Here is a 16,784-nt window from a genome sequence, read left to right on the forward strand (position 1 = left end):
AAATCGTCGCCTTCCCGCAATCAACACCGGACCGGCGGCGCCCGCCGGCGGAAGGCGGGGCCGCTGAAGCGTGCCTGGCGCCGTGCGAACTGGTTCGGCAAGCTGAAGATGGTGCTGGTTCCCTCGGTGACGGTCATCGTCATTGTGGCGCTCGTCATCGCCGCCGTGCGTTTCGTACGTTGGCGTGGGGCGGTCATCGCCGCCGAGAAGGCGCAGCTGGAGCTGGCGCAGACCTACGATTTCAATCCCGGCGACATCATTTCGGACGGACAGTTCTTCAACGGTTCGGCCATGAGCGCGGCAGAGGTCCAGTCGTTCCTCGACCAGCAGGGCGGCTCACTGGCATCCATGACGTTCGACACCACAAACGAATCGGGCGACGGCCTGTGCGAGGACTATGCGGGAGGCAAGGGGCAAAGCGCCGCAGCCATCATCGCGGCCGCGGGCGCGGCGTGCGGCGTGAGCCAGAAGGTGCTGCTCACCGTGCTGCAGAAGGAGCAGCATCTGGTGACGGCCGTGAACCCGAGCGCGTTCCAGTTGCGGTCCGCGATGGGCCTGAGCTGTCCGGACACCGCCGACTGCGACCCCGCCTACGACGGGTTCGCCAAGCAGATGTACGGAGCCGCGAAACGGTACCGTTATTACCTGGAGCATGAGGAGCAGTACGGCTATCGTGCCGGCGACCTCAACTACATCCAGTACCATCCGAATAAGGCGTGCGGCGGCACGCAGGTGTACATCGAGAACAAGGCGACCGCGTTGCTCTACATCTACACGCCCTACCAGCCGAATGTGGCGGCCCTCGCCGCGGGCACCGGCACCGGGGACGCCTGCTCCAGCTACGGCAACCGCAATTTCTCGCTTATCTACACGGGCTGGTTCGGTTCGGCACGCTGAGCCCGGCGCCGGACAGCGCCATAACCCGACGTCCGGGCCCAGCATCGATCTTGGCGATTCAGCGCTCCGGATGCTGCCCCACGTACGGTCCCATGAGCATGGTGACGACCATGCCGAGCACGGCGAAAATCGCGCCCACCGGGCCAAGCCAGGTCAGGCCCAGAAAGTCGTTGGCGAGGCCTCCGACCGCCGAGCCGATGGCGATGCCGATGTTGAAGGACATCGAATTGAGCGAGGAGGCCAGGTTCATCGAGCCGGGATGCGACTGCGCGGCGACGTCCATGTACAGCACCTGCGAGGATGCATTGAAGTGGTACATGAGCAGGCCGAGCACCACGAGCAGCACGGCGCCGTAGAGCGGGATCCAATGGGCCAGCGCCAGCGAGGCGAGCAGCACGGCATGCACGAGGAACACCCAGCGCAGATGGTAGAGCGGCTCCACTCCCCTGCCGTGTTCGGCGAGCTTGCCGGCGGTCAGGTTGCTGCACAGGCAGGCCACGCCGTACACCACGAGCCCCAGGCTCACGTACTGTTCGGGCAGGTGGATCTCGTCGCGCATGATCGGCGTCAGGTAGGTGTAGAACACGTAGCTTGACGCGGCTCCGAACACCACGGCGAACACGCCCAGATGGATGCGGCGGTCGAGGAACAGACGGAACTGGGAGAGGAAGCCGACCTTGATGATGTGGCTGTTGCGCGGCAGCACCAGGAACATGGCGATGAGCAGGATCACGGTGAGCACGTTGATCATGTGGAACGTCCAACGCCAGCCGAACGCATTGGCCACCGAGGTGCCGATCGGCACGCCGACCACGGAGGCGATGGAGAATCCGGAGAACACCCAGGCGATGAATTTGGTGCGGTACTTGTCCGTGGTCACGTCCGGGGCGAACGTCATGGCGATGGCCACCAGCGTGCCGGACACGGAGGCGATGAGCAGTCGCGCCACGAGCAGTACCGGATAGTTCGGGGCGAACGCGCACAGGATGTTGCCCGCCAGGAAGACACCCATCAGCGTCAGATAGGTGCGGAAACGCGGGAACCGGGCGGTCAGCGCCGAGCCGAGCGGCGTGCAGGGCGCGTACACGAAGGCGAAGATGGCCACCAGATTGCCCACCGTCACCTCGGAGACCTTGAGTCCCTGCGCGATATCGGGCAGGATGCCGACCACCACGAACTCGCTCAGGCCCAGCATGAAGCTGGCGAAGATCAGGATGTTGACCGGCAGCGTGAAGAACCGGTCGTTCCTGGCGGTTTCGGTTGTTTCGCGAGGTGCGGTCGCCGGGGTGTTGGTCATGGCGGACTCCTTTGCTTTCTTCCGTGTTGCATGGTATTGGCCAACCCCTACAACGAAGGTCTTCAGACACGCGGGCAACGCCCGTACAATAGGGAGCGAGAAGGTTCTGCCATCGCATATGTTCCCGGGATTTCGGGAACGGCTTTGCGAACAACCATCAATCGCTGATGTGGCAGTACCAAGGCAACCGCACCGAGGAGGCTGCGCATGGGATTGCTCCGGCATGAGGACGATTACGTCTCCCCGTTCGAGGATGGCCTGCCCTCCTACATCGATCCGTCCGAGCGGGCCGAGTATCTGTCCGGAATCGTCGAGACCAGGCAGCAGATGCGCGACCTGGCCGAACAGCGGGCCAAGGAATGGGCCTCCGTCTCGCGCAAGCCGGCGAAAAGCGGTTCGTCCGCAGCGCGCGGCCGGGACGGTCGGAGCAACCAATCCGGCAGCACACCGACGAAACGGCCCGCTTCACATCACGGCGGCAGCGACCGTGCCGCCAACGCGAACGTCACATCATCCTCCCGGAGTTCCTTCCGCAAGCCGAATCAGGTCGTCGCGCGGCAGAGCGCCAAACAGCCGCGCAAGAAGCGTCACGGATTCGTTTGGGTGGTCATCATATGCGCCGTGGTGTGGGGTCTCGCCGGGCCGCTGTTCGACAGTGGTTCCGATTGGTTCTCCTCCTTCGGCCGATCATGGCAGGCACTGGTCGCCGACGGTGGCGAAGGTAGCTCCAGCGGCGACACGGCCGCGGATGACGACAGTAGTAGCGACAACACCGCGGACGGCACGGCGGGCGCACCGGCCACCGTGGAACGCACCGGCGACATACTCGATGGTTCGGGCGACGGCAAGGGCACGATGACCATCGCCTCCGCCAAGTCCGGCCCGACCGACTATTACGGGCGGTCCACGGTGATCGTCTCCTATGAATGGACGAACACCAGCGACAAGCCCCTGACGTTCGACGCGCTCGCCTGGCCCGAGGTCTATCAGAACGGGCTGCAGACGAACCAGATCACATTCTCCCGCGACAGGGACGTGCCCGGCTACGATGCCGATTCCATGCAGACCGACGTCGCGCCGGGCGGCAGCCTCACCACGACATTGGCCTATTCGTTGCGCGACGAAACCACACCGATCTACGTGCAGAGCGACCGGGACGCCCGGTACAGCGTCAGCCCGCTGGTGGTGTCCGGCTTCACCCCGAACGGCGATGGCACCTGGACGCAGGTCGACTCCGATTCGATTCCCGCGGCGCCGCAGGCAACGGACGGCGACCGCAGGGGCATGACCACCATCGGCTCCGACGAATACGACACCGTGACGCTCAGGCTGGCCGGTGCCAGGCGCGGTCCCGCATCCGACATCGACGACGAGCCGACCGCCATCGTCTCCGTCGACTGGATCAACGAATCGAACGTCAGCAATGCGCTGTCCGGCTACGGCAAGGTCGAGATCAAGCAGAACGGCGTGCAACTGGAGAACGCCTATTACATGGATCTGCCGGACGGTTTCGTGGACAACGGATACCTGCTCAATGTGCGGCCGGGCCTCAAAACGACCGTGGACTACGCGGTGGTGCTGCGCGATGAAGACTCCCCCATCACCGTCACCTTCACGCCGTATGACGAGAAAAGCTCCCCGCTGACCGCGACGTTCACGCTGGGGTAGGTCTGTTCCCTCTCTGAGGGTGAGCCATAAAGCAGACAGTCCAGTGGACTGTCTGTAGGCGAAGTGAGCGACTATGCCGCAAAGGCTCCCCTCGCTGAGGGGAGCTGTCGAACGCAGTGAGACTGAAGGGAGCATCGTATAGGGACGGGACTCCCCTCAGTCAGCTTCGCTGACAGCTCCCCTCAAAGAAGGGAGCCTGACATAGGAAAGGCCTCCGCATCGAACCGAACAACGAACGACGCGGAGGCCTTCAGCACAAGCCAAAGAGACGGCTACAGCTTGGGCAGGTACTTCTTGAGCTCGAACGGCGTGACCTGCTGGTTGTACTCCTCCCACTCCTGGTGCTTGTTGTCCAGGAAGTATCCGAAGGCGTGTTCGCCGAGCACGTCCGCCACGAAGTCGGACTTCTCCATGATCTTCAGCGCCTCGTCCAGCGAGCGCGGCAGCGGCTGGATGCCCATGGCCTGGCGTTCGCCGTCGGTGAGCTCCCAGACGTCGTCGCTGGTGGGTTCGCCCAACTGCATCTGCTTGTCGATGCCGTCGAGGCCGGCGGCCAGCAGCACGGAGTAGGCCAGATACGGGTTGGCCACCGGGTCGAGCGCACGGAACTCCATGCGCGCGGAGTTGCCCTTGCCCGGCTTGTACTGCGGGATGCGCAGCAGGGCGGAGCGGTTGTTGTGGCCCCAGCAGATGTAGCTCGGAGCCTCGTTGCCGCCCCACAGACGCTTGTACGAGTTGACGTACTGGTCGGTCACCGCGCAGATCTCCGCCGCATGGTAGAGGATGCCGGCGGCGAACTGGCGGGCGGTCAGGGACATGTTGAATTCCTGACCGGCCTCGTAGAAGGCGTTGGAATCACCCTCGAACAGGCTCAGGTGCGTGTGCATGCCGGAACCGGGGGCGTCCGCCAGCGGCTTGGGCATGAAGCTCGCGTGGATGCCGCGCTCCAGCGAGATCTCCTTGACCACGGTACGGAAGGTCATGATGTTGTCGGCCGTGGTGAGCGCGTCCGCGTAGCGCAGGTCGATCTCGTTCTGGCCGGGGCCCGCCTCGTGGTGCGAGTACTCCACCGAGATGCCCATCTGCTCGAGCATGTTCACGGTGGCGCGGCGGAAGTCCATGCCGGGGCTGCGCGGCACATGGTCGAAGTAGCCGCCTTCGTCGATCGGGGTGGGCGCCTTGGACCAGTCGTCCTGGCTTTCGAACAGGTAGAACTCAATCTCGGGATGCACGTAGAACGTGAAGCCCTTCTCCTTGGCCTTGGCGAGCGCACGCTTGAGCACATGGCGCGGATCGCCGAGGGAGGGTTCGCCGTCCGGGGTCAGGATGTCGCAGAACATGCGGGCGGTGCCTTGCGGGCCGCCGCGCCACGGCAGGATCTGGAACGTGGAGGGATCGGGCTGAACGATCATATCGTCTTCGGAGACACGGGTCATGCCCTCGATGGCGGAACCGTCGAAGCCGAGACCCTCCTCAAACGCGGCTTCCAGTTCCGCCGGAGCGATCGCCACGGATTTCAGTGTTCCCAGCACATCCGTGAACCAGAGACGTATAAAGCGCACGTCGCGTTCTTCGACCGTGCGCAGCGCAAACTCCTGCTGTTTATCCATAATCGACTATGGTTCCATAGCCGTGTTACGACCGGCGTTAACATCCCGTGTGACGTTCGGGGCCGATTCACGAACCCCGGAATGCGGTTCGTCCAGGCCGTCCACGTCGCACGCCACTCCCCTGGCGCATGCGGCCGGCCTGTTCCCCGAAGCGTTAAGGTAGTGCTATGAGCGAAGTAGCAGACCATCTCACCCCGTCCCCCAATCCGCCCGTCGATGTCACGTCCTGGAAGCAGGCGGCAAGTCCACGCGAACGTTCCCGTGCCGGCATCGCCGCACGCGCCAAGGCACCGCTCAACGCGCACGCCGCCTGGCAGGTGCGCGAGGGCCGGCGCGAGGCCATCGCACTGCTGGAGGAGCAATCGGCCATCCGCGTGCCGGAGCTGATTCCGCTGCGTTACAAGCGCATGAGCGTCAGTCCTTTCACGTTCTACCGCGGCACCGTGCTCATCATGACCAACGACCTGGCCTCGACGCCGGTCACCGGCATCCCGGTGCAGTGCGTGGGTGACGCGCATATCGGCAATTTCGGCATCTTCCGCTCCCCGTCCGCCCGTCTGGTGTTCGACATCAACGATTTCGACGAGACGGCGATCGGCCCGTGGGAGTGGGATCTGAAGCGTCTCGCGGTGTCCGTGGAGATCTGCGGCCGTGCGAACAAGATCAAGGAGAAGGACCGCCGTGCGGCCGTGCGGCAGTGCGTGCAGACCTATCGCACGCGCATGAAGTGGTTCTCCGAAATGGATTACCTGGACGCCTGGTACGAGCATCTGGACGTCGAAGAGACGCTGGACCGCTTCGAGACCACCGGGTCCAAGCGATCCCGCGTGCTGCGCGAGGCGGCCATGAAGGCGCTGCTCAAGGATAACGACGCGGCCGCCGCCAAGCTGTGCCATTACGAGGACGGCAAACTGAGGTTCAAGTCGAATCCGCCCGAACTGGTGCCGATCAATGAGCTCGACAACTACGCCGATCTGGAGGCGCTGCAGGCCCGTATCGACACGCTGTTCGAAAGCTACCGCCATTCCCTGTACGACGACCGGCGCATGGTGTTCGACCATCTGCGCTATCAGGATGCGGCCCGCAAGGTGGTGGGCGTGGGCTCGGTGGGCCAGCGCGCCTGGACGTCCGTGTGGATCGCCCGCGACATCGACGATCCGATGATGATCCAGATGAAGGAGGCCACCTACTCGGTGCTGGAGCATTATTGCGGCGCCTCGAAGTACGCCACGCACGGCGAGCGCGTGGTGCAGGGACAGAAGCTCATCCAATCCACGGCGGACGTGCTGCTGGGCTGGTCCAGCTTCATGGCCGAGGACGGGCGCAAGCGCGATTACTACGTGCGTCAGCTGTGGAACGGCAAGGGGTCCATCGACATCGACAACCTCAATGCCTCGGGCCTGAACGATCTGGCCCGCATGTGCGCGTGGTCGCTGGCCCATGCGCACGCCCGCACCGGTGACTCCATCGCCATCGCCAACTACATGGGCGGTACGGACGAATTCGATCAGGCCATCGACTCGTTCGCCGTGTCCTACGCCGAGCAGAACGACGAGGACTACGCCGTCTTCAAGAAGCTGCTCAAAAAGGGCGAGCTGCCCTGCGCGTAATAAGGTTCTGCGGTCGCTCTTCTCCAAAGAAGGCATCCGAGTGTTTTGGCTCCCCTCGCTGAGGGGAGCTGTCGTCGCAAGACGACTGAGGGGAGCACACCCACATGGGTAAAGCTCCCCGCAGTCAGCTTCCCTGCCAGCTCCCCTCTGAGAGGGGAGCCAAAGATACTACTTCGCAACTTCCAGCGCTTCCTGAAGCGTGAAGGCGCGCGCGTACAGGGACTTGCCCAGGATTGCGGCGTCCACGCCCAAATCGGCCAGTTCCTTGATGGCGCGCAGGTCGTCGAGCTTGGAGATGCCGCCGGAGGCGGTCACCTTGGCGTCGGTGCGTTCGGCCACCTCGCGCAGCAGCTGGATGTTCGGGCCGGACATCATGCCGTCCTTGGCCACGTCGGTCACCACGTAACGGGAGCAGCCCACGGAGTCGAGGAACTTCATGGTCTCGAACAGGTCGCCTCCCTCGCGGGTCCAGCCGCGGGCGGCCAGCGTGTGTCCGCGCACGTCGAGGCCCACGGCCACGCGGTCGCCGTACTTCCTGATGACCGAGGCGGTCCAGTCCGGGTTCTCCAGCGCGGCGGTGCCGATGTTCACACGGGCGGCGCCGGCCTCGAGCGCGGCTTCCAGCGAATCGTCGTCGCGCACGCCGCCTGACAGTTCGATGTTCACCTTGTCGCCCAGTTCGTGGACGATCTCGCGCAGCTGGTCGCGGTTGTTGCCCGTGCCGAACGCGGCGTCGAGATCGACCAGATGAATCCATTCGGCACCGGCCTCCACCCACGTGCGGGCGGCCTCGAACGGCGAGCCGTAATCGGTTTCGGAGCCGGACTCGCCCTGGCGCAGGCGCACGGCCTTGCCATCGCGGACATCAACGGCGGGAAGCAGCGTCAAAGACATGGGAACAACCTTTCTCCTATAACAATCACAAACGACCGGCCATGGGCCAGTCGGCCCCGGCACGGCGGCCGGTTACAGCGTGGCGATCCAGTTCTTGAGGAGCTGGGCGCCGGCGTCACCGGACTTTTCCGGATGGAACTGCGTGGCGGACAGCGGGCCGTGCTCGTAGGCGGCCACGAAGCGCGAACGCCCGTACTCGCACCAGCTCACCCGCTCGGGCGTATCGCCGAAGTCGATGTCGAACCGGGAGGTGTCCGCCTTGCCCACCGCCATGGCGGCGTACGAGTGCACGAAGTAGAAGCGCTCCTGCTCCACGCCCTTGAGCAGCACGGAATCGGGCGCGGCCTCGACGGTGTCCCATCCCATGTGCGGCACCACGTCCGCGTCCAGCAAATCCACCGAACCGCCGATCAGTCCCACGCCGTCGGCATGGGCGCCGTGTTCCAGACCGTGTTCGAACATGATCTGCTCGCCCACGCACACGCCGAGCACCGGACGGCCCGCACGGATGCGGTCGTAGATCACCCTATCGCCGTCCACCTTCTTCAGGCCTTCCATGCAGGCCGCGAACGCGCCCACGCCCGGCACCACCAGACCGTCGGCCTCGAGAGCCTGACGGTAATCGGAGGTGAGCGTGGTGTCCACCCCCAGATTGGCCAGCGCGCGCACCATGGAGCGCACGTTGCCGAAGCCGTAATCAAAGACAACCGCTGTGGTCATCGCTTCTCAAGCCTTTCCTTCGTTCGTTTCTCGTTGCCGATTGTCGCCAGCGGACAGCTGCCGCGCACGACGATCGCCGGGAACTATTCGATGCGCGATCCACGCCCGCCGCGACCGCGCTTGGTGTGGTTGGCGAGCACCTGCATGGCCTGGTCGTGGGTGAACCCGGCGGAATCCACCACTTCGAAGCCCTGCGTCTTGAGCTGCCCCAAGGTCACGATGCTAAGCATCATGTCCTCCACGAACCGCGGCGTGGAGGTGAACAGCACCGGCGGCGCGAAGGTCTGCACGGCCTCGCCCTGCACGTACATGCTGGCTTCCAGTTTGTCGGCGCGGTTGACCGCGAGAATCACGGCCATGCCGGAGACCACGGTGGTCAGGTCCTTGGCGGCGGCTTCCGGACCGTCGCCGTCCAGGTTCTTCAGCACCGCGACCGCACCCTGGTTGGAGCCGATGCATTCGGCCGAGATGTCCGACAGCTGGCAGAAGGCGGCCAGAAGCTCGGCCGAGGCCACGCGGGTGACCAGCAGCGCCACCTTGGCCTTGTTGCCGAGCAGGCCGGCCAGTTCGTTGTCGAAACCGTCCGAGGGGTCCACGACGTCCGCCATGGCCTCGTTCACCGCGTCCGCCACGGAGAAGGCCGCGTCATCGGAGGTGACGCCTGCGGTATCGCCGTTGGCATCGTTTTCATCCGTGCCGGCGGTGCCGTTTTCCGGCGTCGTACCGGACTCGGGCTGCTCCGTCGCTCCGGCGGAAGACGCATCGTCCGCGAATTCCTGCTCGAAACCGGCCAGCGCCGCTTCCAGTTCCTCGTCGGAGAAGTGGCTTTCGTCCGGGTCGAAATCCCGGTCGGGATCGTTCAGACCGTTGTTGTCCCCGGTCATCACAGCGATCCCTTCGTGCTGGGGATCAGGCCTTCGATACGCGGGTCGGGTTCGATGGCGAAGCGCAGCGCACGGGCCAGCGCCTTGAATTCGGCTTCGGCGATGTGGTGCGGGTCGCGGCCGGCGAGCACCTGCAGGTGCAGGCAGATGCCGGCGTGCAGCGCGATGGACTCCATCACGTGACGCACGAGGGAGCCGGTGAAGTGGCCGCCCATCATGCAGTATTCGAAGCCTTCCGGCTCGCCGGTGCACACCACGTAAGGACGTCCGGAAATGTCGACCACGGCCTTGGCGAGCGCCTCGTCCAGCGGCACGGTGGCGTCGGCGAAACGTCGGATGCCGCGCTTGTCGCCAAGGGCCTGCTTCAGCGCCTCGCCGAACACGATGGCCGTATCCTCCACGGTGTGGTGCACGTCGATGTCCGTGTCGCCGTGGGCATGGATCTTCAGGTCGATGAGCGAGTGCTTGCCGAGCGCGTTCATCATGTGGTTGTAGAACGGCACGGAGGTGTCGATGTCGGTCTGTCCGGTGCCGTCGAGGTTCAGCTCGAGGTCGATGTGCGATTCGCTGGTTTCGCGGACGATGTGCGCGGTGCGCGCCATGTCATCTCTCCTTCACGGGTGTCATTGGATATGCGAGAAGCATGCGGGGCGGGTCCGGCACTCCGTTCGCGGACCTGCCCCGCCGTTCATTATCGCGCTGTTTGATATGCCTTGCGTTACTTGGCTTCAACGATGCGCAGCGTTTCGGCGAGCGCATCACGGAACCGTTCCATCTCCTCGTCGGTGCCCATGCACACGCGCAGCCAGCCGTCGGGGCCCACCACACGGATGAGCACGCCGCGCTTCAACAGTTCGTCGAAGATGGCGTCGCGGTCGTCGAAGTGGCCGCCGAACAGGAGGAAGTTGGAGCCGGATTCGGCCACGTCGAGCGGCTGGCCCTTGTAGGTCTGGGACTTGAGCCATGCGGCGGTGGCCTCGCGGGTCTCGCGCAGGTGGTCGACACGGCTCAGCTGCTCGTCCGTGTGTTCGAAGGCGGCGAGGGCGGCGGCTTGCGTCACGGCGGACAGGTGGTACGGCATGCGTACGATGCGCACACAGTCGATGATGCCCTTGGAGGCGGCGAGGTAGCCCACGCGCGCGCCGGCGAAGGCGAACGCCTTGCTCATGGTGCGGCTGACGGCCAGGTTCTGATGGTCCTTGATCAGGGAAACGGCGCTTGGGGTGCCGGGCTTGCGGAACTCCACATAGGCCTCGTCGATCACGAGGATCGGATGCACGCCTTCGGGCGCCCCGTCCACGTCCGCGGTTTCGCAGGCGGCCAGGATGCGCTCGATGTCCTTCATCGGCAGCGGGGTGCCGGTCGGGTTGTTCGGGCTGGTGAGCAGCACCATGGAGGGCTTGACCTCGTAGATGGCCTCGATGGTCTTGTCCACGTTCAGCGTGAAATCGGCGTTGCGGTGGGCCAGCTTCCAGCCGGTGAACGTGTCGCGCGCATACTCCGGGTACATGGAGTAGGTGGGGTCGGCGCCCAGGGCCGTGCGGCCGGGGCCGCCGAACGCCTGGAAGAGCTGGAGCATGATCTCGTTGGAACCGTTGGCGCCCCACAGCTCGTCCACATCCAGACGGGTGCCGGATTCACGGGCCAGATAGTCGCTGAACGCCTGACGCAGCGCGATGTGCTCGCGGTCGGGGTAGCGGTTCAGGGTCGGCGCGATCTCCAGCACGCGCTTGGCGATCGTCTCGCATACGGCCGGATCCGGCGCGTACGGGTTCTCGTTGACGTTCAGGCACACCGGCACATCGAGCTGGGGCGCGCCGTAGGGCTCTTCGCCGATCAGGTCGTTGCGCAGCGGCAGGTTCGCCGGAATCGCGTTCGTTGCTTCAGTCATTTCTCTCCCCGGAATATGCCTGGCTCCTCTGAATCGAGGAGCCAGGATTCACGCAAAATACAATCAGCTCAGCGCAGGCCGGCTTCGGTCTCCTGCTCGCGCAGGGTAGCCTTGTCGTACGGATCCTTGACGAAGCGGCTCAGCACGCACTCGCCGTGGGCGGGCAGATCCTCGGAGACGGCGAAGGCGTTGATGCGGGCGGCGAGCGCCTTCAGGCCCTCCTCGTCGTATTCGATGACCTCGACCGGCTTCATGAACGTGTGTACGCCGAGGCCGGCTGCGAAGCGGGCGGTGCCGCCGGTGGGCAGCACGTGGTTGGAGCCGGACATGTAGTCGCCCAGCGGCACCGGCGAGTACGGGCCACGGAAGATGGCACCCGCGTTCTTGATGCGCTTGACCACGGCGTCAGCGTCCTCGGTCTGGATTTCGAGGTGCTCGGCGGCGTAGGCGTTGGCCGCGTCGATGGACTGGTCGAGGCCGTCGGTCAGCACGATGGCGGACTGCGTGCCGGACAGGGACGTGTGGACGCGCTCGGCGTGCTCAGTGCGAGGCACGCGGTAGTTGAGGTTCTCCTGCACCTTCTCGGCGAGTTCGGGGTCGTCGGTGAACAGCACGGAACCGGCGAGCTCGTCGTGCTCGGCCTGGCCGATGAGGTCGGCGGCCAGCAGGCTGGGGTTGGCGGTCTTGTCCGCGATGATGCCGATCTCGGTGGGACCGGCGACCGCGTCGATGCCCACGAACGCGGAGACGAGGGACTTGGCGGTGGCCACGAAGATGTTGCCCGGACCGGTGATCTTGTCCACAGGATCGCACAGCACATCGCCGTCCTGCGGTTCGGAGCCCTTGGCGCCGTAGGCGAACATGGCGATGGCCTGTGCGCCGCCGACCGCGTAGACCTCGGTGACGCCGAGGATGGCGCAGGTGGCGAGGATGGTCTTGTTCGGCAGGCCCTCCGCGTTGTCGCGGGCGGGCGGGGTGGCGATGGCCAGTGATTCGACGCCGGCGGCCTGGGCGGGCACGGCGTTCATGATCACTGAGGACGGGTAGACGGCCTTGCCGCCGGGCACGTACAGGCCCACGCGCTGGATCGGGATCCAGCGTTCGGCCACGCGGGCGCCGGGGGCCAGATCGGTGTGGAAGTCCTTCGGCACCTGGTTGGCGGCCACGGCGCGGGCGCGGCGCACGGATTCCTCGATGGCGGCGCGCACTTCGGGATCAAGCTCCTTGAGCGCCTCCTGCATGGCTTCGACCGGCACGCGCAGGTTCGCGGGGCGCACGTGGTCGAACTTCTCCTCGAAGTCGCGCAGGGCCGCGGCGCCACGCTCCTTCACATCGTCCAGGATCGGACGCACCAGATCGGTGGCCTCGGAGGTGCCCATAGCGGCACGCGGCATCGCGGCCAGCAGTTCGGCACGGGACAGTTTCTGACCACGAAGGTCGATGATACGCATGATGTTCTCGCTCATAACGCCTCATCGTAGCAACGTGAAGCCACGAACCCCCGTCCGATGTCCACTTTCACCCGAATCGTGAGATTGAGGAGGTTCCGCACATCCCTTCACAGTCCGCGCACGCGGAAGTCACCCACAGTATCCTGCCGGGGTGCCATGTCCTTAACCTCCACAGCCCGCACGTCGGCCCACTTCGGGCCCTGACGCAATGCGGATACGAACAGTTCCACGGCGTCCCCGCTGCCCTCCGCCTCGGCCTCGACCGAACCATCGAGTCTGTTGCGCACCCAACCCTGCACGCCGAGCTTGCGGGCCTGCATCACGGCGAAATACCGAAAACCCACGCCCTGCACCATCCCCGTGACGACGATGTGTTCGCGTACCACGTCCATCATGCGTCCCCTTCCTGTTCCTGATGCAGAAAGCGAAGCGCCGGATACAGCCGCAGGAATCGCGCGTAGGCGGCATCGTAGGCACCCATCGCATCCTGATCAGGCCGGTACACGGTGCGTTCGCCTATGCTGCGGGCCAGTTCGGAATCGTCAAACACCAACGAGGCCAAGGCGACCGCGGGCAGCACATCCGCATTGGCGAACACCGTGATCGGATGCCCGAGCACGTCGGCGAGCATTTGGCACCATGCCGTCTCCCGTGCCCCGCCGCCAATGAGCGAGATCTCCGAGGGCTCGGCATCGAAGCTTTCCATGCCCTGGCGGATGGAGAACGCCACGCCTTCGAGCGCGGCACGGACCAGGTCGGCGCGCGTGGTGTCCGGCGTGATGCCCGTATACGCGCCGCGGATGTCCGGGTTCATGACGGGGAACCGCTCCCCCACCAGATACGGCAGGCACAACACCCCGTGCGAGCCGGGAACGGATTCGCCGACCAGCTCATGCGCCTTCCCATAATCGGCGTCGGCAAGCGTGTTCGTCACCCATTTGTGCACGTCGCCGGCATTGAGGAACGGCACCGCATTGACGTATCCGGAAGCCACGCCGAACGCGAGGTTCGCGGCGCCCGGCTTGTCCGTGAACGGTTCCGGGGAGACGGTGGCGATCCAGCCGGACGTGCCGATGTTGATGTTGTATTGTCCGGGCCGACTCACGCCGCTGGCGTATGTGGTGGCGCCCGCGTCGCCGATGCCCGCATAAACTGACGTTCCCGCACTGAATCCGGTGAGTCGGGAGGCCTCTTCGGCGACGGTGCCGATGCGGTCCTGAGGCTTGTGCAGTTCAGGAAGCAACGTGCCATCGATGCCGGCGGCCTTGGCAAGGTCCGCCGACCACTGCCCGGTATGGATGTCCATCGCGCCGGCCGTGGAGCATGCGGCCACATCACCGACACATATGCCGGTCAGACGGGCCGTCAGATAGTCCTTGGAGCTGATGAGCACATGACGGATCCGCGCGAACGCATCCGGTTCATGGTCCTTGAGCCACATAAGCTTCGGCAAGGGTAGGCATCCCTCGAGACGGTTGCCGACCGTATCCAGGAATCGCGCCGCTCCGCCGTCGTAGGCTTCGGCGAGACTGTCGGCCTGCGCTCCGGCGCGGCCGTCCGAATACAGGATGGCATTGCGCACCGGACGCAGTGATTCGTCGAGTGCGATCACGTCCTGCATCTGACCGCTCATGATGATGCCGGTGATCTGCGTCTCGGCGAAACCGGGCTCGTTCGCATGCGCCTGCCCCAGCATGGCCTGCGAGACGATACGAAACGCATGCCACCACTGGTCGGGATCCTGTTCCCGATGGTTCCCGTCGATGATCAGGGTCAGGTTCTCGCTGGCGCTGGCCACGATGTCGCCGTCGACCGCCACCAGGGCACCCTTCAATGCCGTGGTACCTACGTCGAATGTCGCCGCATATTCCCTAGCCACGATTCCCTCTTCCTTACAGGTCGACGTTTCCATTGCTGCCTATCGTAGCCACGCATCGCTGCCCCGTTCCTCGCCGGTTCCATATCCGTTCTTCACTGGCGAAAGAGCCTGTTTCGATGCCGGTTTCCCGTTGACGGCTCCGTACAATTACAGCGGAAACATCACTCTTAAGTAAGCGAGGCATTATGGCGATTCAATCGACGATCATGCTCAACAACGGCACGGTCATTCCCCAGGTGGGCTTGGGCGTGTTCCAGACTCCGGACGGCGAGACCACGGTGAACGCGGTGGAGTCTGCGTTAGCTGCCGGATACCGGCATATCGACACCGCCATGATCTACGGCAACGAAGCCTCCGTGGGCGAAGGCATCCGTCGTTCCGGCGTACCGCGCGGCGACATCTTCCTGACCACCAAGCTGTGGAACGATGACATCCGTGCCCGTCGCGCGAAGGATGCCTTCCAGGAGAGCCTGGATCGTCTGGGCGTGGACTATGTGGATCTCTATCTCATCCATTGGCCGGTCGACGGCTGGCATGAAGCCTGGGACTCCATGCAGGAAATCTACGCCTCCGGCCGCGCCAAGGCCATCGGCGTGAGCAACTTCCAGAAGCATCATATCGACGAGCTGCTGGCCGCTAGCGATGTGAAGCCTGCGGTCGATCAGATCGAGTCCTCCCCGCAATTCACGAACCAGGAGCTTATCGATGATCTGACCGGTCTCGGCATCGCCACCGAGGCGTGGAGCCCGTTGGGCGGTACTGGCGGCAATCTGCTGTCCAACCCGGAGTTGGCTCGAATCGGTGCCGAGTACGGCAAGTCCGCGGCACAGGTGGTGATTCGCTGGCATATCCAGCGCGGCATCGTGGTGTTGCCGAAGTCCACGCATGCCGAGCGCATCCGCCAGAATTTCGAGGTGTTCGATTTCAAGCTGTCCGATGCGGATATGAAGACCATCGATGCGCTGGACACCGGTCATCGCAACGGAGCTGACCCGGACAACTTCGATTTCTGACAGACTGTCTGTGACATACATTTCATAATGGTGCTGGTTTTTCTCTTGCACGACGACGGGAAAGCCAGCACCATTTTCGTTGGTAGCAACGAAGTGACGCATCTGGATTACTAACAGTTCAGCGGCATCGGTAACACGAAGAATGTTTCAGCGGCCAATCAGGCTGCATCGAAGGTCAGACGCATCTGGTGCCAGACCACGTTCCCATGTGTCGATGAGGAAAGGCCCTCGTCGATGAATCCGAACCGTTGGTAGAACCCGATCAGACGGTTCTTGCAGGTCAGTACCATGCCTCGTCTGCCCGCTTCACGTGCGTCTTCGATGACCGCACGCATCAGGGTACTGGCATGACCCTGATGTTGGAATCGCGGATTCGTATCGACACCGAAGATCATCTGCCATTCGCCTTGCGGATCATGCAATGAAGCATCCTCGTACATGTCATCCGTCAGGTCCAGACGATTGGTGGCAAAGCCGTTGATGAAGGAAATGATGACATCCCCCTCGGTCAGTAGCCAAAAGAAATCGGGATATACAAGCAACCGCGATTGCAACGAATAGGCGCTTGCGGCTTCTGCAGGCGGGAAACACTCGGCTTCGATGGCCGTCAAGGCATCCAAATCGTCCATGGTCGCGTGACGAATGACTTCATGATTCATGCCGACCATTGTATGCATCCGTGTTACGAGTCCATGTGCGCAAAGGGCATTGAACGATTCCGGATGTGCTGGAAAGTATTCACATTTGCGGATGACAACGGTTCCGTATTTGTCCGAGTATGTGAGAGGCCCTTGGAATATTGTCGGGGTGATATGGGTGGAGCCCCGGTACCGTGTGGGTATCGGGGCTCCTGTAACGTGTGAATGCGGCGGTGTGCTACTCTCCCACACCCTGTCGGGTGCAGTACCATCGCCGTGCCAGGCCTTAGCTTCCGGGTTCGGAATGGGACCGGGCGTCTCACCTGGGCCAT

Annotated in this window: 15 protein-coding genes and 1 rRNA gene; 4 read left to right on the plus strand and 12 right to left on the minus strand. The window is 64.0% G+C overall.

Going from position 1 to position 16,784, the window contains the following annotated elements; genetic code table 11:
- Positions 1-63: 63 nt before the first annotated feature.
- Positions 64-897: a hemagglutinin gene (locus JS536_RS09425; protein ID WP_240544354.1), complete on the plus strand. Its 834-nt coding sequence runs from the start codon at positions 64-66 to the stop codon at positions 895-897.
- 58 nt (positions 898-955) lie between these two features.
- Here JS536_RS09425 and JS536_RS09430 read toward each other — a convergent pair whose 3' ends face one another.
- Positions 956-2,194 carry an MFS transporter gene (locus tag JS536_RS09430; protein ID WP_214356721.1) on the minus strand — a complete coding sequence of 413 codons (1,239 nt, stop codon included), beginning with the start codon at positions 2,192-2,194 and terminating at the stop codon, positions 956-958.
- Between the two features lie 207 nt (positions 2,195-2,401).
- Between JS536_RS09430 and JS536_RS09435 the strand changes: the two genes are divergently transcribed.
- Complete coding sequence (locus JS536_RS09435) at positions 2,402-3,862, plus strand: DUF5067 domain-containing protein (protein ID WP_214356722.1); 1,461 nt, start codon at positions 2,402-2,404, stop codon at positions 3,860-3,862.
- A 272-nt stretch (positions 3,863-4,134) separates the two neighbouring features.
- Here JS536_RS09435 and glnA read toward each other — a convergent pair whose 3' ends face one another.
- Positions 4,135-5,472, minus strand: a complete 1,338-nt coding sequence (gene glnA, locus JS536_RS09440; RefSeq protein WP_109058150.1) for a type I glutamate--ammonia ligase — start codon at positions 5,470-5,472, stop codon at positions 4,135-4,137.
- 167 nt (positions 5,473-5,639) lie between these two features.
- On the opposite strand from glnA, the gene JS536_RS09445 reads away from it, so the two are divergent.
- On the plus strand, positions 5,640-7,082 hold the full coding sequence (locus JS536_RS09445) for a DUF2252 domain-containing protein (RefSeq protein ID WP_214356723.1): 1,443 nt from the start codon (positions 5,640-5,642) through the stop codon (positions 7,080-7,082).
- Positions 7,083-7,250: 168 nt separating this feature from the next.
- On the opposite strand, the gene priA is transcribed toward JS536_RS09445, so the two are convergent.
- From priA to JS536_RS09485, 8 genes are all read right to left on the minus strand, one after another.
- On the minus strand, positions 7,251-7,976 hold the full coding sequence (gene priA, locus JS536_RS09450) for a bifunctional 1-(5-phosphoribosyl)-5-((5-phosphoribosylamino)methylideneamino)imidazole-4-carboxamide isomerase/phosphoribosylanthranilate isomerase PriA (RefSeq protein WP_214356724.1): 726 nt from the start codon (positions 7,974-7,976) through the stop codon (positions 7,251-7,253).
- Between the two features lie 72 nt (positions 7,977-8,048).
- Positions 8,049-8,696, minus strand: coding sequence for an imidazole glycerol phosphate synthase subunit HisH (hisH, locus tag JS536_RS09455; RefSeq protein ID WP_214305480.1), 648 nt, complete (start codon positions 8,694-8,696; stop codon positions 8,049-8,051).
- Positions 8,697-8,779: 83 nt separating this feature from the next.
- Positions 8,780-9,580 carry a hypothetical protein gene (locus JS536_RS09460; protein WP_214356725.1) on the minus strand — a complete coding sequence of 267 codons (801 nt, stop codon included), beginning with the start codon at positions 9,578-9,580 and terminating at the stop codon, positions 8,780-8,782.
- On the minus strand, positions 9,580-10,182 hold the full coding sequence (gene hisB / locus JS536_RS09465; protein WP_214356726.1) for an imidazoleglycerol-phosphate dehydratase HisB: 603 nt from the start codon (positions 10,180-10,182) through the stop codon (positions 9,580-9,582). The genes JS536_RS09460 and hisB overlap by 1 nt, the downstream gene beginning before the upstream one ends.
- A gap of 116 nt (positions 10,183-10,298) precedes the next feature.
- Positions 10,299-11,471, minus strand: a complete 1,173-nt coding sequence (locus tag JS536_RS09470; RefSeq protein ID WP_214356727.1) for a histidinol-phosphate transaminase — start codon at positions 11,469-11,471, stop codon at positions 10,299-10,301.
- A 68-nt stretch (positions 11,472-11,539) separates the two neighbouring features.
- Positions 11,540-12,937, minus strand: a complete 1,398-nt coding sequence (gene hisD / locus JS536_RS09475) for a histidinol dehydrogenase (protein ID WP_214305484.1) — start codon at positions 12,935-12,937, stop codon at positions 11,540-11,542.
- A gap of 92 nt (positions 12,938-13,029) precedes the next feature.
- Complete coding sequence (locus JS536_RS09480) at positions 13,030-13,317, minus strand: acylphosphatase (RefSeq protein ID WP_214356728.1); 288 nt, start codon at positions 13,315-13,317, stop codon at positions 13,030-13,032.
- Entirely contained in the window at positions 13,314-14,801 is a 1,488-nt protein-coding gene (locus tag JS536_RS09485; protein WP_346427477.1) for an FGGY family carbohydrate kinase, read from the minus strand. The genes JS536_RS09480 and JS536_RS09485 overlap by 4 nt, the downstream gene beginning before the upstream one ends.
- A 185-nt stretch (positions 14,802-14,986) precedes the next feature.
- On the opposite strand from JS536_RS09485, the gene JS536_RS09490 reads away from it, so the two are divergent.
- Positions 14,987-15,814: an aldo/keto reductase gene (locus JS536_RS09490; RefSeq protein ID WP_214356730.1), complete on the plus strand. Its 828-nt coding sequence runs from the start codon at positions 14,987-14,989 to the stop codon at positions 15,812-15,814.
- A 158-nt stretch (positions 15,815-15,972) separates the two neighbouring features.
- Here the strand turns inward: JS536_RS09490 and JS536_RS09495 are convergent, their stop codons facing one another.
- Together JS536_RS09495 and rrf are read right to left on the minus strand one after the other, a co-directional pair.
- Positions 15,973-16,482 carry an N-acetyltransferase gene (locus JS536_RS09495; RefSeq protein ID WP_214356731.1) on the minus strand — a complete coding sequence of 170 codons (510 nt, stop codon included), beginning with the start codon at positions 16,480-16,482 and terminating at the stop codon, positions 15,973-15,975.
- A gap of 195 nt (positions 16,483-16,677) precedes the next feature.
- Positions 16,678-16,784, minus strand: a 5S ribosomal RNA gene (gene rrf, locus JS536_RS09500); the annotation flags it as partial.

This window comes from Bifidobacterium sp. SO4 (assembly GCF_018555355.1).
Classification (GTDB): Bacteria; Actinomycetota; Actinomycetes; order Actinomycetales; family Bifidobacteriaceae; genus Bifidobacterium; species Bifidobacterium miconisargentati.

What these genes read in the sequence shown, in the direction of transcription:
- JS536_RS09430 (WP_214356721.1), bottom strand. Translation starts at nt 2,194, where the DNA reads ATGACCAACACCCCGGCGACCGCACCTCGCGAAACAACCGAAACCGCC.
- JS536_RS09435 (WP_214356722.1), top strand. Translation starts at nt 2,402, where the DNA reads ATGGGATTGCTCCGGCATGAGGACGATTACGTCTCCCCGTTCGAGGAT.
- glnA (WP_109058150.1), bottom strand. Translation starts at nt 5,472, where the DNA reads ATGGATAAACAGCAGGAGTTTGCGCTGCGCACGGTCGAAGAACGCGAC.
- JS536_RS09445 (WP_214356723.1), top strand. Translation starts at nt 5,640, where the DNA reads ATGAGCGAAGTAGCAGACCATCTCACCCCGTCCCCCAATCCGCCCGTC.
- priA (WP_214356724.1), bottom strand. Translation starts at nt 7,976, where the DNA reads ATGTCTTTGACGCTGCTTCCCGCCGTTGATGTCCGCGATGGCAAGGCC.
- hisH (WP_214305480.1), bottom strand. Translation starts at nt 8,696, where the DNA reads ATGACCACAGCGGTTGTCTTTGATTACGGCTTCGGCAACGTGCGCTCC.
- JS536_RS09460 (WP_214356725.1), bottom strand. Translation starts at nt 9,580, where the DNA reads ATGACCGGGGACAACAACGGTCTGAACGATCCCGACCGGGATTTCGAC.
- hisB (WP_214356726.1), bottom strand. Translation starts at nt 10,182, where the DNA reads ATGGCGCGCACCGCGCACATCGTCCGCGAAACCAGCGAATCGCACATC.
- JS536_RS09470 (WP_214356727.1), bottom strand. Translation starts at nt 11,471, where the DNA reads ATGACTGAAGCAACGAACGCGATTCCGGCGAACCTGCCGCTGCGCAAC.
- hisD (WP_214305484.1), bottom strand. Translation starts at nt 12,937, where the DNA reads ATGAGCGAGAACATCATGCGTATCATCGACCTTCGTGGTCAGAAACTG.
- JS536_RS09480 (WP_214356728.1), bottom strand. Translation starts at nt 13,317, where the DNA reads ATGATGGACGTGGTACGCGAACACATCGTCGTCACGGGGATGGTGCAG.
- JS536_RS09490 (WP_214356730.1), top strand. Translation starts at nt 14,987, where the DNA reads ATGGCGATTCAATCGACGATCATGCTCAACAACGGCACGGTCATTCCC.
- JS536_RS09495 (WP_214356731.1), bottom strand. Translation starts at nt 16,482, where the DNA reads ATGGTCGGCATGAATCATGAAGTCATTCGTCACGCGACCATGGACGAT.